The following is a 17,710-nucleotide window of genomic DNA, read 5'->3' on the forward strand; positions in this document are numbered from 1 at the left end:
CTTCTTAAAATTTGGCTTTAAGGGATAAATCCGATTAACCGCGCTATTTTTTCAGGTTATTAACATTGCCTTTCCTCCAAAGGTGCCTGAGACCCGGGCTGAAGACGTAGTAAACTGGCAGGGTTTAGCTTCATAACTGGCACTAATTATGGTAAAAAATGAGGTTGATTACGCGACAGGCAAAATGGATAAAATGACGATACTGGAAGCCCCTGCCGCACAGGCGAAAGCGCTGGCCACCCAGCGTGCCACGCGTGCGGTATTTTTGATCGCCGGTATCGGCATGGCCGCCTGGGCTCCTCTGGTTCCCTATGCAAAAGAACGTGCACTGCTGAGTGACGCCTCCCTCGGCACCCTGCTGCTTTTTCTTGGACTGGGATCGCTGATCGCCATGCCGCTGTCCGGAATGCTGGTCGGTCGCCTGGGATGCAAACGCGTGATTGCCGCAGGAAGCCTGCTGCTGCTGTGCGTCTTACCGCTGCTGGCGACGCTTGCCACTCCCCTGGCGCTGGCACTGACGCTGATGGTTTTCGGGGCCGCCATCGGCCTGATCGACGTCGCGATGAATATTCAGGCCGTTGAGGTCGAGAAAAGCGCCCGTCAGGCGATGATGTCCGGTTTTCACGGTTTCTTCAGCGCCGGCGGTATTATTGGCGCGGGGCTGGTCAGCGTCGCGCTGGCACTGGGTGCTTCTCCGCTGATATCGATACTGATGATCAATATTCTGCTGGTGCTGCTGTGGCTATACTGCCAGCGTCATATCCTCAGTCAGCGCCTGCACCAGCCGGACACGCCGATGTTTGTCATGCCGCGCGGCTGGGTGCTGTTCCTCGGCGTGCTGTGCTTTATTCTGTTTTTAACCGAAGGGGCTATTCTTGACTGGGGCGCGCTGTTTTTGACTCATACTCGCGACCTGCCGGCATCGCAGGCCGGACTGGGATACGCCGTCTTTTCCGTCGCTATGACCATTGGCCGTCTGTTCGGTGACCGCATTGTGCAGACTTTTGGCCGCACCGCGACGCTGTTCTGCGGAACACTCTGCGCCGCAGCCGGGTTAGTACTGGCGGTAGCCGTACCGGATGCTTTCTGGACGCTGGCAGGGTTCCTGCTGGTGGGTTTTGGCGCCTCTAACGCGGTGCCGATTATGTTCAGTGCGGCAGGAAAACAGCAGGTGATGCCAGCAAATCTGGCCATCGCCGCCATGACCACTATTGGCTATGCCGGCATTTTGGCAGGTCCTGCCCTGGTCGGGTTTATCGCTCAATGCTCCAGCCTGTCCGTGGCGTTCAGCGGCATTGCTGCACTGCTGTTAGTCGTCGCGGCCAGCGCCCGACAGATTACTCGTTAACCGGGGTTTTACTGCATGTTGCCTTATAAATTTCCACTCACTTCCGGCAATGTAACGCGCTTTTTTGTGTTGTTTATTCTGGTTCTGCTGCTGGCATCTGGATTTATGATCCACAATGCGGTTAACGCCTGGCTGACGGAAAAGCGTTACGCCATGGCGGATATCACCCACGCCATGCAAAAGCGTGTTGATACCTATCGCTTCGCCACCTGGCAAATTTATGAAAACCTGGCCGCCAGCGCGGCCGGCACCGCCAGCAACAGCCTGCAGGAGACCCGCCTGCGTCAGGATGTTTATTATCTGGAAAAAACCCGGCGGAAAACCGAAGCCCTGATTTTTGGTTCGCACGACAGCGGCACGCTGGATATGACACTGCGCATGTCCAACTACCTCGACACGTTGTGGGGGGCAGAAAACAGCACCTGGTCGATGTATTTCCTCAACGGCCAGGACAACAGCCTGATACTGGTCTCTACCCTGCCGCTGAAAGATATGGCCTCGCGCTATAAAGAGAGTGCGATCAGCAATATTGTTGAGGCCCGCCGGGCCGAAATGTTGCAGCAGGCCAATGCGCTGGATGAGCGCGAAAGCTTCTCGCCGCTGCGCCGCTTTACCTGGCAGAACGACCACTATTTCACCGTCCGTACCACCTTTAATCAGCCAGGACATCTGGCGACGGTGGTGGCCTTTGATTTGCCGGTCAACGACATTATTCCGGTGAATATGCCGCTGGAGAATTTCCAGTTAAAACAGGACACTACACCGGTGGCCGAAGGGGATGATAACCAGGACAGCAGCGGCAGCACCCGCATCAGCTGGGTCAACCCTAATATTGAAATCACCAGTTCGCTGGCCAGCACGCCGCTTCAGCTGGTCTATCGGGTGCCCGTCACCGGCCTTATCGTCGACACCCTGCGCAACCTGCTATGGCCGCTGCTGGCAAACCTGGCGCTGCTGCTGATGTCGCTGGCCGGGCTGTTTTTGCTGCGCCAGCAGTCGCTGCGCCCAAGCGAAAATCAGAGTGCCGAACTGGAATCACTGCGGCTGCTGAATGAAGAGATTGTAGGTACGCTGCCCGTCGGCCTGCTGGTATATGACTTTGCCAATAACCGGACCATCATCAGCAATAAAATTGCCGAGCACCTGCTGCCACATCTTAACCTGCAAAAAATTATCAATATGTCCGATCAGCACCAGGGCGTGTTGCAGGCTACGGTGAATAACGAGGTGTACGAGATACGCCATGCCCGCAGCATGATCTCCTCGCACACGCAGATGTTTATGATGCGTGACCAGGATCGTGAACTGCTGGTGAATAAGAAGCTGCAGAAAGCGCAGCAGGTGCTCGATAAAAACCACCAGTCGCGCCAGCAGCTGCTTCAAAATCTGGGGCACGCCCTGCAGCGCCCGCTTACCGAGGTGATTGCCCGCCTGGAGGCGCTGGCCGGGACGCAGCCGACGGAAGAAGTGGCGGTCTCGCTGGAATCCTCGCAGGCACTGAGCCGCCTGGTGGATGATATTGTCCTGCTCAATCAACTGGAGACCCTCGACTGGGCTCCGGATGCAGGTAGTTTCAATCTGCAATCGCTGCTGGATGAGCTGGTCAGCGAACTGCTGCCGGTAATGCGTCGCAAAGGGCTGACGCTGATGATTTCTAACCACCGCAGCAGCGATGAGACGCGCTTAGGCGATCGCCGGGCCATCCGTAAAATCCTTTCAACGCTGCTGCACTATGCGGTAACCACCACCACCTGGGGCAGGGTCAGCGTCACTGTCAGCGCCCCGGACGATCGTCAGGATCGCCTGATGATTGAGATTGTGGATACCGGTGCCGGTCTCACCGCTGATGAAATGTCGAACACCGACTTCCCTTATCTGGGCGAAACTCACGAAGACCGTTACGGTCAGGCGTCCGGCATGGCCTTTTTCCTGTGTAAACAGCTGTGTAAACAGCTGGGTGGCCATCTGGATATCAGCGCCAGCCCGGACATTGGTACCCGTTACAGCATTCAGCTGCAGGTTCCGCTGGAGCCGCAGCTGCTTCAGGAAGAGAAACTGCTGGAGGGCGTTAACGCCCTGATCGATATTACGGTGGATGACGTACGCAAAATTGTCGTTCACCAGCTTGAAGACTGGGGGGCCAACTGCATTACTCCTGATGAACGTTTCTCCGGTCAGGAACACGATGTGCTGATTACGGATGAACCCGAACACTTAACGCCGTGGGCATTACTGCTGACGGACGATGAGGCAGGATTCAGCCAGATTGCCCCGTACCAGTACCGGGTCAACTTCAACATCAGTAGTGCGATGCAGGATGCACTGCTGACGTTGATTGAACAACAGCTGGCCCAGGACGGGCTGGATGACGAAAATGCTGAACAACCGGACACGGCGCAACTTTTCGCCAGTGGCTACTTTCAGCTTTTCGTCGATACAGTACCCGATGATGTAAAGAGACTGTATAATGAGGCCGCAAACAGGGACTTTAGTGCGCTTGCTCAGACTGCGCATCGGCTGAAAGGCGTGTTTGCCATGTTAAATTTGCTACCCGGCAAGCAGCTTTGTGAAACGTTAGAACATCACATTCAACAGTGTGACGATTCAAACATTAAAAATACCACCAGTGAAGTTGACAATTACGTCAACGAACTGCTGCAGCAAGGTAACCAATAATATGAATAACCTGAATGTCATTATTGCCGACGATCATCCTATTGTTCTGTTCGGCATTCGTAAGTCACTGGAACAAATTGAGTGGGTCAATGTTGTCGGTGAGTTCGAAGATTCCACAGCCTTAATTAACAGCCTGTCCAAGCTTGATGCCAACGTGCTGGTCACCGACCTGTCAATGCCTGGCGAAAAGTATGGCGACGGTATTACGCTGATCAAATACATCAAGCGTCACTATCCGGATCTGTCGATCATTGTTCTGACCATGAACAATAATCCGGCAATCCTCAGCGCCGTACTGGACCTGGATATTGAAGGGATCGTGCTGAAACAGGGCGCGCCAACCGACCTGCCGAAAGCGCTGGCTGCCCTGCAGAAAGGCAAGAAATATACGCCGGAAAGCGTGGCAAAACTGCTGGAGAAAATCAGCGCGGGCGGTTATGGCGACAAACGTCTGTCACCGAAGGAAAGTGAAGTTCTGCGCCTGTTTGCAGAAGGATTCCTGGTCACGGAAATTGCCAAGAAGCTGAACCGCAGTATTAAAACCATCAGTAGCCAGAAGAAATCAGCAATGATGAAGCTGGGCGTGGACAACGATATTGCGCTGCTCAACTATCTGTCATCGGTGAGCATGTCACCGGTAAAAGACTAAGTTCCCCGGAACGCAGGGGCTGACCTTCTGTCTGGGTCAGCCCTGACCTTTATTCTCCGCTCACGCTTTCTCTGCCCTGCCCTTTCTCGCCTGTTCCGCATAGAGCGTTAACGCCTGCTGTAGCGTATCCATGGTCACCGGTTTCGACAGACAGTTATCCATTCCCGCATCAAGACAGCGCTGCTTTTCTTCCGCTAACGCATTTGCCGTCACCCCGACCACCGGGAAGGTTTTCCCCATTTCGCGCAAACGCCGCGTCAGGCCGTAGCCATCCAGATTCGGCATATTGACGTCGGTCAGGACGATATCTATCTCATTACGGGCAATCACGTTCAGTGCGTCAAGACCATCCCGCGCGGTTTTCACCCGGTAGCCCAGCGACCCGAGCTGGTCAGAGAGCAGCATACGATTAATAGGATGATCGTCCACCACCAGGATAAGAATGTCGTCGTGGCTGGCGTGCTGTTCTTCTCTTGCCAGTGCCGCTGGCAGGCCCTCCGGCAGACCTGCCTCAACGCGATAGATGCGCGCCAGCAGCGAAGGCAGCTCATGCGGCGTGGTCGTGGCACACACCCAGCGCCCTGACACCCTCTGCTGCGGGGCATCGTTATGACGGTTATCAAAGCGGATGGTCGCACGGACGCTTCCGGCTGGCTCCAGGTCATAATCGGTAATGATCACATCATCTGCCGCCGCTTCGCCGGCATAGTGTCGGACCTGAATACCGTGAGCACGCAGCAGGCGAGTCAGGAAGGTCTCCAGCTGTTCGTTACGTAACGCCAGCCAGCACTGTTTCTCATGCAGGCTGTCATTCAATTCCGGTGTCACCACCCGGCTGTTATACAGCGGAATACGGATAATAAACTGGCTGCCCATACCCGGCTCAGAGTCGACCTCAATGTCGCCATCCATCATGTTGATCAGCTTTTCACAGATTGCCAGTCCCAGTCCGGTCCCCTGGAAATTACGCTGAACCCCGCTTCCAACCTGGAAGAAGGGGTCAAACAGCCGCGTCAGTTCCTTCGCCGGGATCCCCACCCCGGTGTCACGTACGCGGAAGGCCAGGTAGCCATCCTTGACGTAGACATGCAGCGTAATGCCCCCAGTATGGGTAAATTTAATGGCATTATTCAGCAGGTTGGAGATCACCTGCTGCAGGCGCATCGGGTCACCGTCCAGGGTAGCGGGAACATCGCTGTCAATAAAGCACCACAGCGTCAGGCGTTTTTTAACCACCATCGCCAGATAATTAGAGGTGATATGCGCCACCACTTCACGCGGGGAAAACTCCGCAGGCTCAATCTTCAGCTGCTCCGATTCGATTTTGGAGAAGTCGAGAATATCGCTGATGATCTTCAGCAGCAGGCTGGAGGAGTTGTTCATCGCCATCACCAGCGACTCCACGCCAGGCGGCAGCGATTTGGTTTGCAGCAGGTCGAGATTGCCGATAATGCCGTATAACGGCGTGCGCAGCTCGTGGCTGACGGTGGCGAGGAACATCGACTTGGACTGACTGGCCTGCTCGGCGGCCTGAGCCATCTCCTGTAGCGACTCTTCCATTTTGACGCGTGCGCTGACGTCTACCAGTACGCAGATCGCCACGTTCTCATTACGATAGCGTGAATGGACAAAGCTGATTTGCAGGTTAGTATTACTGCCGGTCAGCACATCGACGAAGTTGACCTGCTGCCCGCAGATGATCTCGGTCAGGCGCAGCCTGTCTTCCTGCGTCAGCATCGTCAGGTAGTTATGCGCCAGTTCGTTACTGAGGATATTGGTTCCGTCACTGGTGCGCAGAATGCAGATCCCGACCGGCGCTGAGGCAACAATCTTACGGTTGAACTGCTCGTGCTCCTCCAGCCGGTGGGCATTGTCTTCGGCCGGAAGAAACATTCTGCGTTCAAACAGCCAGGCCAGGGTAAACAGGACGATCGCACTGACCAGATTCAACAACAGGGCGTTGATAATCAGGATTTTGAGCCGTTCAATCATCACATTGGTGGGCACGGAATAGACAATGCTGAGTGACGACGGCAGCAGACTCTTCTTCATAATCAGCTGGTCATAGTCAGACACATAGCCAAACCAGCCGGCCTCGTCCGGCAGATCCTCTGCCGAGAATTCCGGGCCGTTACGGGCGGAGGAGAGCAGGCGCTGGTTATTCTCATCCACCAGCGTGGCCGTTACCGGCATACTGCCCGGCATAATCAGGTCATCCATGCGGATGCTCTGCTCAATGCCCAGCAGGGCAGCGACCTTATTCGCCACGTAAACCGGGGTGATCATATAGTAATAACCCACGCCAGGCTGCGTGCCGGGATAGACCCAGAACAGGCTGCTTTTACGTGCCTCGGCATCGCCACCGCGATACTTCAGGACGCGCTCACGCAGGGACTTCAGCACGCGTTCCCGTTCCGCAGGCTCGGCGGCAGGGCCAAAATCGGCCAGGCAGGTGCTGTCATTGCCGATAAAAAAGACGCGGTTCAGCTCGTAAGAAGACGCGAAGTTCTCTTTCCAGTAATTCAGGAAGTCGCTGAGGGGCTGCAGGGAGTTATTCCAGGTTTGGCTCATGGCACTGCAGTCTGACTCAGCATAAAGCGGATAGAACTGCGGCGGCGTCACTTTACCCGACAGCGAACCGCTCATGGCATCTGCGCCGTTAGCGGCGGTGTTCAGGCGGTTTTCCGCAATAAACTTCAGCTCGCGCGCCACGTCTGCGGAATGGCGGATGTACCACTGGGCCTGATCGTAGCTGGTATTAAACTCCTGACGAACCTGGGATTCTCTTTCGTGAACGACGTTAATGATATAGAAGGTCGTCAGTAACGCGCCCAGCGTCCACAGCATCAACGCCAGGGCGCGGAACAGATAGCGGGAGATCTTTAACGTCGTTCGGAAAGAGACAAGATATTTCAAGCGTAACCCACTGGCAGCCATAACGGACAAAAGAAAATGATTGCCGATACAGTAGCGTCAGCATGGTAAAAAAGCCAGTTATCCCCGTCGTCGGCGCACGCTATTTCAGTGATTTTCAGCCTGTTCCCAGGCTTCTTTTCGCCACTGCGTCGGCGTTTTCCCGGTGATGCGGCGAAACTCCCGGTTAAAGTTAGATTTAGTCTGGAAACCGACGTATTCCATTACCTCAATGACGGTCTCATCGCTGCTCCTCAGCCGTTCGCCCGCCTCCCGAATGCGCCAGCCATTGATGTAGTGTGACACGCTCTGCTGATGCAGTCCGTTCACTGCTGCCGACACCTGCCGCGACGGGATCCCGGCCTTGCGTGCCAGCCGGATAAGACTCAGCTGGGGTTCCCGGTAGAGCCCCTCCTGCATCAGAGCATCAATCCGCGCCATCACCGCCCCGTCCTCAGGGCCGGCCGTTCTGGCGATGCGGGGGACAGCCTGCCGGGACGGCCGGGTGAGCAGCAGCATCAGCGACATCACGCCCACCATCACCAGATTACCCACCAGCCTTGACCCCTCGCTGCCCTTTCCGGCGGCAAAGGCGACAGAGCCTGAAATAATCACGTCCAGCCACGCCACGGCGATCAGCAGCAGCGCCAGCGTCTGCCATCCGCGCTGCGTCAGTGCGCCTGGATTGTCCGCCACCCCCTTGGCGCTTCGCAGTCGCCGCAGCATAAGACAGGCGCAGCCCAGCCAGATCGCGGGCATCAGCACGTCAATGCCCTGCGGGAAAAAGAGCACGCAGGCAACCATCATCGCCAGGGTCAGTCCGCTGTACCCGATGCGCAGCGGGCCTCCTGCCGCCTGTACCAGTGCCAGATGGCACAGCAGCGGCAGTGCGGCCGCGGTCACCGGCTGCAGCCTGTGCCAGACAGGTACCTGCGGCAGCAGCACGGCCAGCCCGGCCACCAGGCTGTGCAGCAGACACAGGCCAAGCAGCAGCTGGAACAGACGCCCGCGATCGCCACGCTGCACCAGCAGCAGAATGCAGATCAGACTGAGCAGAAAATTAACCGGTATCAGCATAGGACTCTATCGCGATCGAGGACGCCACGCGTCCGTAAAGTTCTGATAATAAGCCTTTTATAGCTCAGGAGTGAAGATGATGCGCACTATTATTTCCGCCATACTGCTGGTACTCAGTTACCCCGTCTGGAGTTTTTCCGTTGGCACCCGGCAGGATATTATCGTCGATCCGCACACACAGCGCAGCCTCAGTGTCCGCCTCTTTTACCCCACCCGCACCCTGCAACCGGTGCAGCAGCAGGCGGTAAGCGCTGTCTTCTCCGGCTTCCCGGCCATCGCTGATGCCCCGCTGGCCGCCGGGCGTTTTCCGCTGATTATTCTCAGCCACGGCAGCGGCGGTAATAATACCAGCCTGGCCTGGCTGGCCGTACCGCTGGCGGCCCGGGGGATCGTGGTGATGGCGGCCAGCCATCCCGGCAGTACCACCGGTGACTCGCAGCCCGCTACCGACCTGACCCTGCAGACGGTCGATCTCTCCTTTCTGCTGACGCACTACCTGGCGAGTCCCGTGTGGCAGCAGGCTATTGATCGGCAAAAAATCGGCGCGGTGGGCCACTCCAGAGGCGGCTATAGCGTGCTGGCACTGGCCGGTGGCCGGATAAACCGTCAGCGACTGAACCACTACTGCCAGACGATGCCGCAGATGCCGGACTGCCAGTTTTACTCCCGGGGCGGTGTCCGGCTGGAAAAGACCGATAATACCCGACTGGCGGCCAGCTATCGCGACAGCCGCTTCCGGTTGGTCGTCGCTCTTGACCCGGCGATGAGCTACGTCCTGACCCCCGACAGCCTCCAGACCATTAAGGTTCCGGTGCTGACGATCGCCGCCGGGTATTATATTCGTGCCACCGGCAGCATGACGCTGGGCGTCGACCGCCTGCCCCTGCCGCAGGTGAAGCTGCAGAACGCGGGGCATTTTGACTTCCTGCCGGTGTGTCAGCCAGCGGCGACGGCGATACTGGCGGAAGAAGGCGAGGCCTTTATCTGTGAAACACCGCGCGCAGAACGGGAGGCGGTCCATCGGCAGACGCTGGCGGCCATCGACCAGTTTATGCAGCAGCATGGCTTTCTCAACGTGCCACACCAGCCCTGATTGCAAAAAAAAAGCCGGTTCGCAATGAACCGGCTTTCTCCAGGGGGACTAAGGATTACTCCTCGTCTGCCTCTGGTGCATCGTCGTCATTTTCCACTTCCGGGGCGATGTCCTCATCGCCTTCGGCAACGCTGCCGTCGATAGCATCGAGTTCATCTTCCGCCACCGGTTCTGCCACGCGCTGCAGGCCGACCACGTTCTCGTCTTCTGCGGTACGGATCAGGATAACACCCTGGGTGTTACGCCCGACGACGCTCACTTCAGAAACGCGGGTACGGACCAGCGTGCCGGCGTCGGTGATCATCATGATCTGATCGCTGTCGACAACCTGGACAGCACCGATAACCGGCCCGTTACGGTCAGTCACTTTAATGGAGATCACGCCCTGGGTCGCACGCGACTTGGTTGGATACTCGGTGTTAGCAGTACGTTTACCGTAGCCATTCTGCGTCACGGTCATGATGGCACCATCGTCACGCGGGACGATCAGTGACACGACGCGGTCGCCTTCAGCCAGCTTAATACCGCGCACGCCGGAAGCCGTACGGCCCATGGCACGCACTGCACTCTCTGCGAAGCGAACCACTTTACCGGCGGCGGAGAACAGCATCGCTTCATCGTTGCCGTTCGTCAGAGCCACGCCAATCAGCTCATCATCATCACGCAGGTTGACGGCAATAATACCGGCGCTGCGCGGACGGCTGAACTCTTTCAGTGCCGTTTTCTTCACGGTACCGCTGGCGGTAGCCATAAAGATATTGAAGCCTTCTGCATACTCGCGCACCGGCAGGATCGCCGTAATACGTTCGTTGGCTTCCAGCGGCAGCAGGTTGACGATAGGACGTCCACGCGCTCCACGGCTGGCTTCCGGCAGCTGATAAACCTTCATCCAGTACAGACGGCCCCGGCTTGAGAAGCAGAGAATGGTGTCATGGGTGTTGGCCACCAGCAGGCGGTCAATAAAGTCTTCTTCTTTAATACGGGCGGCTGACTTGCCTTTACCGCCGCGGCGCTGCGCTTCGTAATCTGTCAGAGGCTGATACTTGACGTAGCCCTGGTGCGACAGGGTCACAACAACATCTTCCTGATTAATCAGGTCTTCGATGTTGATGTCGGCGCTGTTGGCGGTAATTTCGGTGCGACGCTTATCGCCGAACTGATCGCGGATCAGCTCCAGCTCTTCGCGGATCACTTCCATCAGGCGCTCGGAGCTGCCCAGAATACGCAGCAGTTCGGCGATCTGCTCCAGCAGCTCTTTGTATTCGTCGAGCAGTTTTTCATGCTCAAGGCCGGTCAGTTTCTGCAGACGTAAATCCAGGATCGCCTGAGCCTGCTGCTCGGTCAGATAGTACTGGCCATCGCGAATACCGAATTCATCTTCCAGCCATTCAGGGCGGGCAGCATCATCACCAGCACGCTCCAGCATTGCGGACACGTTACCCAGCGCCCACGGTTGGGCAATCAGGCCTGCTTTCGCTTCAGATGGCGATGCTGCACGGCGGATTAACTCGATAATCGGGTCAATGTTAGCCAGTGCCACCGCGAGAGCTTCGAGAATATGGGCACGATCGCGCGCTTTGCGCAGTTCGAAAATGGTCCGGCGGGTGATCACTTCACGACGGTGACGCACAAAGGCTTCCAGAATATCCTTCAGCGGCATAATTTTTGGCTGGCCCTGATGCAGCGCCACCATATTAATGCCGAAAGAGGTCTGAAGCTGGGTCAGCGAATAGAGGTTGTTCAGGACCACTTCACCTACCGCATCGCGTTTCACTTCGATCACGATACGCATACCGTCTTTATCGGACTCATCGCGCAGTGCGCTGATACCTTCCAGACGTTTCTCTTTAACCAGTTCGGCAATCTTCTCAATCAGGCGCGCTTTGTTCACCTGATAGGGAATTTCATGCACGATGATGGTTTCGCGACCGGTTTTTGCGTCGACTTCCACTTCGCCACGGGCGCGGATGTAAATTTTACCCCGGCCGGTGCGATAGGCTTCTTCGATTCCACGGCGGCCGTTGATGATCGCGGCTGTCGGGAAGTCCGGGCCCGGGATGTGCTCCATCAGGCCTTCAACGGTAATATTCTCGTCTTCGATGTACGCCAGACAGCCGTTAATCACTTCAATCAGGTTGTGCGGAGGGATATTGGTCGCCATCCCCACGGCAATCCCTGAGGAGCCGTTAATCAGCAGGTTCGGTACCCGCGTTGGCATCACTTCCGGGATCTGCTCAGTGCCATCATAGTTCGGCACAAAGTCGACGGTGTCTTTTTCCAGATCCGCTAACAATTCGTGAGCGATTTTGGACATACGGACTTCGGTGTAACGCATTGCCGCAGCGGAGTCGCCGTCCACGGAACCGAAGTTACCCTGACCATCGACCAGCATGTAACGCAGCGAGAACGGCTGTGCCATACGCACGATGGTGTCGTACACGGCGGTGTCGCCATGAGGGTGATATTTACCGATAACGTCGCCGACGACACGGGCGGATTTTTTATAAGCTTTGTTCCAGTCATTACCGAGCACGTTCATAGCGTAAAGCACGCGGCGGTGAACCGGCTTTAAGCCATCACGGACATCTGGCAGCGCACGGCCAACGATGACCGACATTGCGTAATCCAGATAGGAGTTCTTTAACTCTTCTTCGATATTGACCGGTGTAATTTCGCGGGCGAGGTCGCTCATGGACGCGCTTTCCTTACTGTTATTCCCGGATTCAAAGGTGCGAAAGTATATCACATTGCGTCCAGGTGTTGAATGGAAAGCATCGCTTTGGCCGCTTTATTGCATTCTGCCTCTCAGCGGATCCGTCACCCTGCCAGCCCCCCACCCACCTGCGTCGCGTACAAAGATGCAAGTTGAAGTATGACGGGTATATACTGCGTCAAACTTTGGCTGGAGTATTAACCCAATGAATGCAGAACAAAACACGAGCACACAGAACGTTGACCACGGTGAGATCGCCAAATTCGAAGCCGTCGCATCACGCTGGTGGGACCTGGAAGGGGAGTTCAAACCCCTGCACCGCATCAATCCGCTGCGCCTTGGCTGGATTGCTCAACACGCGGATGGCCTGTTTGGCAAAAAAATCCTCGATGTCGGCTGCGGGGGCGGCATTCTTGCCGAGAGCATGGCGCGCGAAGGCGCAAACGTCACCGGCCTGGATATGGGTGCAGAACCCCTGGAAGTGGCACGCCTGCATGCGCTGGAGAGCGGTGTCACCATTGATTACGTTCAGCAGACCGTGGAAGAACACGCGGAGCAGTTCGCCGGTCAGTACGACGTGGTGACCTGCATGGAGATGCTGGAGCACGTGCCGGACCCGCGATCCGTGGTTCACGCCTGCGCGCGTCTGGTGAAACCGGGGGGGGAAGTCTTTTTCTCCACCCTTAACCGTAACAGCAAATCCTGGCTGATGGCGATTATCGGTGCGGAATACGTCCTGCGCATGGTGCCGCGCGGCACGCACGATATTAAAAAGTTTATTCGCCCGGCGGAACTGCTGAACTGGGTGGATGAAACGCCACTGCGGGAACGTCATATCATTGGCCTGCATTACAACCCCGTGACTAATCATTTCAAGCTGGCCCCGGGCGTCGACGTTAATTATATGGTGCACGCGCACCGCGCCATCGACGCGTAAGGGCATCCGGCGGCCGGTCACTGCGCTGGCCGCTGGCTGTTTTCTCGCCGGAGGGGGCAGATCGTTTTCCTCTTACCGCGTGCGTCGGGATTGACGTAGGCTGTCACTGTCACGCCGACCCCGGCCGTGAGGCGTCTCATTATGTGTACTTTTCCAGCAACAAAATGCTGGAAATTTTCAGGCTGAACAAGAAACCCGCGCTCGATCATAATTCTAAAAAATTTCTCAACCCATTGACATTGAGCCAGGGCCTTGAGAAACGTGGACTTAGGAAAAATGCGCCCCCCACAACCGTAGTTTTCCCTGAAAATCAAGCCTTGTTAAGCACGCGGAAATTACTAGAATACTCACCATATTGTTATCAAGATTTCCCTCAACCCCTATATATAGTGTTTATCCACAGAGTTACTCACAATGAGAAATCTGTGTATAAGCGTGGGGATTATTTGTTAAGGACAGGTAAAACGCGACATGAATCAGAGTCTGCTTGTAACCAAACGCGATGGCCGCACCGAGCGTATCGATCTCGATAAAATCCACCGTGTTCTCGACTGGGCTGCCGAAGGACTGCAAAACGTCTCCGTCTCCCAGGTTGAGCTGCGATCCCACATCCAGTTCTACGAAGGTATCCGCACTTCTGATATCCATGAAACCGTCATCAAGTCTGCAGCTGACCTGATCTCCCGCGATGCCCCTGACTATCAGTACATGGCCGCCCGTCTGGCGATCTTCCACCTGCGTAAAAAAGCGTACGGTCAGTTTGAGCCACCGAAGCTGATCGACCAGGTGAAACGCATGGTTGAGATGGGTAAATATGACCATCACCTGCTGGAAGACTACAGCGCGGAAGAGTTTGAGCTGATGGACGGCTTTATCGACCACTGGCGCGATATGAACTTCTCCTACGCTGCCGTTAAGCAGCTGGAAGGCAAGTATCTGGTGCAGAACCGCGTCAGCGGTGATATCTATGAAAGCGCCCAGTTCCTCTACATTCTGGTGGCGGCCTGCCTGTTCTCTGGCTACCCGCGTGAGACCCGTCTGGACTACGTGAAGCGTTTCTATGATGCGATCTCCACCTTTAAGATCTCGCTGCCGACGCCGATTATGTCGGGCGTCCGTACCCCTACCCGCCAGTTCAGCTCCTGTGTGCTGATCGAGTGTGGTGACAGTCTGGACTCCATCAACGCCACCTCCAGCGCCATCGTGAAGTATGTGTCTCAGCGTGCCGGTATCGGCATCAATGCCGGACGTATCCGCGCGCTGGGCAGCCCGATCCGCGGCGGTGAAGCGTTCCATACCGGCTGTATTCCGTTCTACAAACATTTCCAGACTGCGGTGAAATCCTGCTCTCAGGGCGGCGTGCGCGGTGGGGCAGCAACCCTGTTCTACCCGATGTGGCACCTGGAAGTGGAAAGCCTGCTGGTACTGAAAAACAACCGTGGCGTGGAAGGTAACCGCGTGCGCCACATGGATTACGGCGTTCAGATCAACAAGCTGATGTATCAGCGCCTGCTGAAAGGCGAAGATATCACCCTGTTCAGCCCGTCTGACGTGCCTGGCCTGTACGATGCCTTCTTCGCGAATCAGGAAGAGTTTGAGCGTCTGTACACCAAATATGAGCAGGACAGCAGCATCCGCAAGCAGCGTATCAAAGCCGTGGACCTGTTCTCGCTGATGATGCAGGAGCGCGCCTCCACCGGCCGTATCTACATTCAGAACGTGGACCACTGCAACACCCACAGCCCGTTTGACCCGGCTATTGCTCCGGTGCGCCAGTCTAACCTGTGCCTGGAAATTGCCCTGCCGACCAAACCGATGATGGACGTCAACGACGAAAATGGCGAAATTGCCCTTTGTACGCTGTCGGCGTTTAACCTGGGGGCGATTGAAAGCCTGGACGACCTGCAGGAGCTGGCAACGCTGGCTGTGCGTGCGCTGGATGCCCTGCTGGACTACCAGGACTACCCTATCCCGGCCGCCAAACGTGGCGCAATGGGCCGCCGTACGCTGGGTATTGGCGTCATTAACTATGCTTACTACCTGGCGAAGAACGGTGTTCGTTACTCCGACGGCAGTGCAAACGAGCTGACCCACCAGACCTTCGAAGCTATTCAGTACTGGCTGCTGAAGGCCTCAAACGATCTGGCGATTGAACAGGGTGCCTGCCCGTGGTTTAACGAAACCACCTATTCCCAGGGCATTATGCCGATCGACACCTACAAGAAAGACCTGGATGCGATCTGTAATACCCCGCTGCTACTCGACTGGGATGCGCTGCGCGAGTCGGTGAAAAAACACGGCCTGCGTAACTCCACCCTGTCTGCACTGATGCCGTCAGAAACCTCTTCACAGATTTCTAACGCCACCAACGGTATTGAACCACCGCGCGGTCATATCAGCATTAAAGCGTCGAAAGACGGTATCCTGCGTCAGGTGGTGCCGGAGTATGAGCGCCTAAAGGATAACTATGAACTGCTGTGGGATATGCCAAATAACGATGGCTACCTGCAGCTGGTCGGCCTGATGCAGAAATTTATCGACCAGGCGATTTCATCGAACACCAACTACGACCCGACGCGCTTTGCCAACGGTAAGGTGCCGATGAAGCAGCTGTTGAAAGATCTGCTGACCGCCTACAAATTCGGCGTGAAAACGCTGTACTACCAGAACACCCGCGACGGTGCGGAAGATACGCAGGAAGACCTGGTGCCCTCCATTCAGGATGACGGCTGCGAAAGCGGTGCCTGCAAAATCTAACCGGCAGGGGCGGTCAGCGCCGCCCCTTTTACGATTTCCCTACGGGGCCAGCATGCTGGCCCTGACTCATTTGGATTGAATCATGGCTTACACAACGTTTTCACAGAATAAAAACAACCAGCTGTTGGAACCGATGTTCTTCGGTCAGCCGGTGAACGTGGCGCGTTTCGACCAGCAGAAATATGACATCTTTGAAAAACTGATCGAAAAGCAGCTCTCTTTCTTCTGGCGTCCGGAGGAAGTTGACGTCTCCCGCGACCGTATCGACTATCAGGCGCTGCCGGATCACGAGAAGCACATCTTTATCAGCAATCTGAAATATCAGACCCTGCTGGACTCCATTCAGGGACGCAGCCCGAACGTCGCGCTGCTGCCGCTGATTTCAATCCCTGAGCTGGAAACCTGGATTGAAACCTGGGCGTTTTCAGAGACAATCCACTCGCGCTCATACACCCATATCATCCGTAATATCGTCAACGATCCGGCGCTGGTGTTCGACGATATCGTCACCAATGAGCAGATCCTGTCACGCGCTAAAGACATCTCTGGCTACTACGACGATCTGATCGAGATGACCAGCTACTGGCATCTGCTGGGTGAAGGTACGCACGAGGTCAACGGTAAATCCGTGACCGTCAGCCTGCGCGCACTGAAAAAACAGCTGTATATCTGCCTGATGAGCGTTAACGCACTGGAAGCCATTCGCTTCTACGTCAGCTTTGCCTGTTCCTTCGCGTTCGCCGAACGTGAACTGATGGAAGGCAACGCTAAAATCATCAAGCTGATCGCCCGTGATGAAGCCCTGCACCTGACCGGCACGCAGCATATGCTGAACCTGCTGCGCAGCGGCGAAGACGATCCGGAAATGGCGGAGATTGCCAAAGAGTGTCGTCAGGAGTGCTACGACCTGTTTGTGCTGGCGGCCGAGCAGGAGAAAGAGTGGGCGGAATATCTGTTCAGCGGCGGTTCGATGATCGGCCTGAACAAAGATATTCTGTGGCAGTACATTGAGTACATCACCAACATCCGCATGAACGCCGTCGGCCTGGATCTGCCGTTTAAAACCCGCTCGAATCCAATCCCGTGGATCAACTCCTGGCTGGTGTCCGATAACGTTCAGGTGGCACCGCAGGAAGTGGAAGTCAGCTCTTACCTGGTCGGTCAGATTGATTCTGAAGTGAATGCCGACGACCTCAGCGACTTCGAGCTGTAAGATGGCGAGCATTACACTGCGTACCTCCGGTACGCAGCTTGAGTGTGATGATGAGCACCCTTCCCTGCTGGCCGCGCTGGAGTCGCACCGGGTATGTGTGGAGTATCAGTGTCGTGAAGGCTACTGCGGCTCATGCCGTACCCGCCTGCTGAAGGGAGAAGTCAGTTACAACGCGACGCCGCTGGCCTTTGTCAATCAGGGTGAAATTCTGCCCTGCTGCTGCAAGGCCGACGGGGATATTGAGATCGAGTTGTAGACGGCGGTGCCCGCCACCGGCACGACCGGAAAAAAAGGCCCCCTCCACGCACGGCAACACATCCCCCAGGGCTGACCT

11 protein-coding genes are annotated in these 17,710 nt (G+C 56.2%); 8 read left to right on the forward strand and 3 right to left on the reverse strand.

Annotated elements, in window-relative coordinates; all coding sequences use genetic code 11:
- Positions 1–193 precede the first annotated feature (193 nt).
- The 3 genes from ACZ3HG_RS06930 to rcsB are packed head-to-tail and all read left to right on the forward strand — an operon-like array spanning position 194 to position 4,673.
- On the forward strand, positions 194–1,348 hold the full coding sequence (locus ACZ3HG_RS06930) for an MFS transporter (protein WP_465332592.1): 1,155 nt from the start codon (positions 194–196) through the stop codon (positions 1,346–1,348).
- Between the two features lie 15 nt (positions 1,349–1,363).
- Complete coding sequence (gene rcsD, locus ACZ3HG_RS06935) at positions 1,364–4,024, forward strand: phosphotransferase RcsD (RefSeq protein WP_465332440.1); 2,661 nt, start codon at positions 1,364–1,366, stop codon at positions 4,022–4,024.
- A 1-nt stretch (position 4,025) separates the two neighbouring features.
- A complete protein-coding gene (rcsB, locus tag ACZ3HG_RS06940; RefSeq protein WP_191932989.1) occupies positions 4,026–4,673 on the forward strand; it encodes a response regulator transcription factor RcsB in 648 nt (215 codons plus the stop codon).
- A 60-nt stretch (positions 4,674–4,733) separates the two neighbouring features.
- On the opposite strand, the gene rcsC is transcribed toward rcsB, so the two are convergent.
- Positions 4,734–7,589, reverse strand: coding sequence for a two-component system sensor histidine kinase RcsC (rcsC, locus tag ACZ3HG_RS06945; RefSeq protein WP_191932990.1), 2,856 nt, complete (start codon positions 7,587–7,589; stop codon positions 4,734–4,736).
- 105 nt (positions 7,590–7,694) lie between these two features.
- The gene (locus tag ACZ3HG_RS06950; protein WP_191932991.1) at positions 7,695–8,663 is read right to left on the reverse strand and encodes a helix-turn-helix domain-containing protein; all 969 of its coding nucleotides are present in this window, start codon (positions 8,661–8,663) and stop codon (positions 7,695–7,697) included.
- A 76-nt stretch (positions 8,664–8,739) separates the two neighbouring features.
- On the opposite strand from ACZ3HG_RS06950, the gene ACZ3HG_RS06955 reads away from it, so the two are divergent.
- The gene (locus ACZ3HG_RS06955; protein WP_465332443.1) at positions 8,740–9,756 is read left to right on the forward strand and encodes an alpha/beta hydrolase family protein; all 1,017 of its coding nucleotides are present in this window, start codon (positions 8,740–8,742) and stop codon (positions 9,754–9,756) included.
- Between the two features lie 55 nt (positions 9,757–9,811).
- On the opposite strand, the gene gyrA is transcribed toward ACZ3HG_RS06955, so the two are convergent.
- Entirely contained in the window at positions 9,812–12,448 is a 2,637-nt protein-coding gene (gyrA, locus tag ACZ3HG_RS06960) for a DNA topoisomerase (ATP-hydrolyzing) subunit A (RefSeq protein ID WP_191932993.1), read from the reverse strand.
- Between the two features lie 226 nt (positions 12,449–12,674).
- Here gyrA and ubiG point away from each other — a divergent pair, with 226 nt between their 5' ends.
- From ubiG to yfaE, 4 genes are all read left to right on the forward strand, one after another.
- Positions 12,675–13,406, forward strand: a complete 732-nt coding sequence (ubiG, locus tag ACZ3HG_RS06965; RefSeq protein WP_465332445.1) for a bifunctional 2-polyprenyl-6-hydroxyphenol methylase/3-demethylubiquinol 3-O-methyltransferase UbiG — start codon at positions 12,675–12,677, stop codon at positions 13,404–13,406.
- Between the two features lie 471 nt (positions 13,407–13,877).
- Positions 13,878–16,163, forward strand: a complete 2,286-nt coding sequence (gene nrdA / locus ACZ3HG_RS06970; protein ID WP_062742935.1) for a class 1a ribonucleoside-diphosphate reductase subunit alpha — start codon at positions 13,878–13,880, stop codon at positions 16,161–16,163.
- A gap of 82 nt (positions 16,164–16,245) precedes the next feature.
- Positions 16,246–17,376, forward strand: coding sequence for a class Ia ribonucleoside-diphosphate reductase subunit beta (gene nrdB, locus ACZ3HG_RS06975; RefSeq protein ID WP_062742936.1), 1,131 nt, complete (start codon positions 16,246–16,248; stop codon positions 17,374–17,376).
- A gap of 1 nt (position 17,377) precedes the next feature.
- Entirely contained in the window at positions 17,378–17,632 is a 255-nt protein-coding gene (gene yfaE, locus ACZ3HG_RS06980) for a class I ribonucleotide reductase maintenance protein YfaE (protein ID WP_191932995.1), read from the forward strand.
- Positions 17,633–17,710: the final 78 nt, after the last annotated feature.

This window comes from Erwinia sp. PME.40.26/001 (assembly GCF_055556675.1).

What these genes read in the sequence shown, in the direction of transcription:
- ACZ3HG_RS06930 (WP_465332592.1), top strand. Translation starts at nt 194, where the DNA reads ATGACGATACTGGAAGCCCCTGCCGCACAGGCGAAAGCGCTGGCCACC.
- rcsD (WP_465332440.1), top strand. Translation starts at nt 1,364, where the DNA reads ATGTTGCCTTATAAATTTCCACTCACTTCCGGCAATGTAACGCGCTTT.
- rcsB (WP_191932989.1), top strand. Translation starts at nt 4,026, where the DNA reads ATGAATAACCTGAATGTCATTATTGCCGACGATCATCCTATTGTTCTG.
- ACZ3HG_RS06950 (WP_191932991.1), bottom strand. Translation starts at nt 8,663, where the DNA reads ATGCTGATACCGGTTAATTTTCTGCTCAGTCTGATCTGCATTCTGCTG.
- ACZ3HG_RS06955 (WP_465332443.1), top strand. Translation starts at nt 8,740, where the DNA reads ATGATGCGCACTATTATTTCCGCCATACTGCTGGTACTCAGTTACCCC.
- gyrA (WP_191932993.1), bottom strand. Translation starts at nt 12,448, where the DNA reads ATGAGCGACCTCGCCCGCGAAATTACACCGGTCAATATCGAAGAAGAG.
- ubiG (WP_465332445.1), top strand. Translation starts at nt 12,675, where the DNA reads ATGAATGCAGAACAAAACACGAGCACACAGAACGTTGACCACGGTGAG.
- nrdA (WP_062742935.1), top strand. Translation starts at nt 13,878, where the DNA reads ATGAATCAGAGTCTGCTTGTAACCAAACGCGATGGCCGCACCGAGCGT.
- nrdB (WP_062742936.1), top strand. Translation starts at nt 16,246, where the DNA reads ATGGCTTACACAACGTTTTCACAGAATAAAAACAACCAGCTGTTGGAA.
- yfaE (WP_191932995.1), top strand. Translation starts at nt 17,378, where the DNA reads ATGGCGAGCATTACACTGCGTACCTCCGGTACGCAGCTTGAGTGTGAT.